The organism is Pseudomonas emilianonis (assembly GCF_023072625.1).
Taxonomy (GTDB): Bacteria; Pseudomonadota; Gammaproteobacteria; order Pseudomonadales; family Pseudomonadaceae; genus Aquipseudomonas; species Aquipseudomonas paraveronii.
The window spans coordinates 1-2,142 of the sequence record NZ_JAKNRV010000579.1; the positions used below are offsets into that span (position 1 = coordinate 1).

The window sequence follows — 2,142 nt, forward strand, 5'->3', positions numbered from 1 at the left end:
GTTGCAGGCGCACCAGCACCCGGCGCATGGCGCCCAGCTCGGCGCGGTTGGTGGACAAGCGCGAGGAGAGTAATTGATCTTCGATATGGTCGACGCTGATGCTGGTCTTGCGCACGATCTGCGTCAGCACCTCGCCCTGGTCGCGCAGCAGGTGCACCAGCAACTCCAGCGGCGAGCGGAAGCGTTCACCGGCCTTTACCGATGAGCGCAACTTATCCACCGAGTGCAGCGGTTGCAGGCGCGCGCTGATCAGCAAGCGACTGCGGGCGCAGACCCACAACGTGGAAATATCCGACGAGACCATGCTGCTGAAGTTGAACACCACGTCGTTGACCACCGCCAGCAAGGCCGACTCGACGTGTTCGATACGGGTGGAGCGCGAGCCCTCATGCAGGGCCTCGAAAAACTCTTCAGGCAAGTCCAGGTGCGCCTGCATCCAGCGCTCGCATCCGGCGTGGGCCAGGTTCAGGTGCAGCCATAGAAACTCCTCCGGGTCTTGCGGTTGCTGCAAGGCCTGGAGGGCGGTGCCTGAGTCAATTTGCTCACCCTTCTCGCCAGGGCAAAAACGGAAACCGTAAAGCAAGCCAAACAGATCGGAATCCTGGTGGCTGTGGTCGATGCTGTGGTTCATGGCGTCTCACAGAGAAAGGACCTGTAGGACGTTTCACAGGTTCGCGTGGGCGAATCATTGCAAGGATGTTTGACAGTTTTGTGACGGTTTTCGACTTATTTCGCTTTGGTGACACTTTATTGACCGCTTGTCGAAATTGGCTCAAGAAGCGTCTAGCACGGCCGATTCAAGACACAAGAACCGCTGTGGGTGGTGGCGCCTTCGACGACAGGGAGGTCATGACGTATTCGTACCTTTTCCTTGTTTTGAGGCTTTTTTCGATGACTTTTTTGCGAACATCCCTGCGCGCACAGATCCTGTCGCTGCTCGGTGGCAGCCTGCTGGCGATGTTGTTGATCGCCCTGGCCTGTTTCAACTTCCTCTCCAACGGGGTGCAGAGTTACCGCAGTTTGCTCGAAGGGCCGTTGCTCACTTCACAGTTGATCGATGAGGCCAACCTGCAATTCAAGGTGCAGGTGCAGGAATGGAAAAACGTGTTGTTGCGCGGCAAACAGCCTCAGGACCTGGAGAAATACTGGGGCCAGTTCCAGGACCGGCAACGCGATGTGCAAGGCATTCTCGCGCGGCTGGTCACCCAGACTGCCGGTGACCCGGCGCTGAACCAGCGTATCCAGAACCTGCGTCAAGAACACCAGCAGCTTGGCGTTTCCTACCAGAAGGGTCGCGATGCCTACGTGGCCGCCGGCGCTGACCCGAGCGTCGGTGACACTGCGGTCAAGGGCGTGGACCGCGTCGCCAGTGAACAGATGAGCGTCCTGGTCAGCGACCTGCGCGCCCAAAGCACCCAACAATCCCAGACCATCAGCGCCCATGTCGAGCGCACGGTGATGGTGGGCCTGACGATTATGTTGCTGTCCGGCGTGTTGATTGGCTTGTTCAGCCTGTGGTTGATCAACCGCAACCTGATCCTGCCGATCCGTGGTTTGATCGATTATGTGAGCCAACTGAGCCACGGTCGTTTTGCCGAGCGTGTCGCCAGTCGTCGCCAGGACGAACTGGGGCAGTTGGCGGAGGCGGCGAACACCTTGCGCGACTTTTTGGCCGAAACCTTCAGCCGCCTGCAGCGCAGTGCCACTGACTTGGTCGGCGCCAGCAGTGAGTTGAATTCGATCGCCGGGCAGATGGCGACCGGTACCCATGATCAATTCAGCCGCACCGACCAGGTGGCGACGGCCATGACCGAAATGTCGGCCACCGCCCAGGAAGTGGCGCGCCACGCCGCCAGTGCCTCACGTGCGGCGGATGATGCGGATCACTCGGCCCGCGAGGGCGGCGAAGTGATGAAAGTCACTATCGCCACCATCGGCCAGATGCGCACTGAAATCCTCAACACCGGCACCATCATCCGCCGTCTGGAAACCGACAGTGTGCGCATCGGTAAAGTGCTGGAAGTGATTCGCGGGATCGCCGAGCAGACCAACCTGCTGGCGCTTAACGCCGCGATCGAGGCGGCACGGGCAGGCGAGGCGGGGCGTGGGTTCGCGGTGGTGGCCGATGAAGTGCGCAGCCTG

2 protein-coding genes are annotated in these 2,142 nt (G+C 60.3%); one reads left to right on the top strand and one right to left on the bottom strand.

Features of this window, described 5'->3' with window-relative positions:
• Positions 1-631: CorA family divalent cation transporter (locus L9Z73_RS29590; protein WP_282598798.1), on the bottom strand; the 631-nt coding region annotated here is incomplete at its 3' end.
• Between the two features lie 260 nt (positions 632-891).
• Here L9Z73_RS29590 and L9Z73_RS29595 point away from each other — a divergent pair.
• Positions 892-2,142, top strand: a 1,251-nt coding sequence (locus L9Z73_RS29595; protein ID WP_247408436.1) for a methyl-accepting chemotaxis protein, incomplete at its 3' end; no start/stop codon positions are given.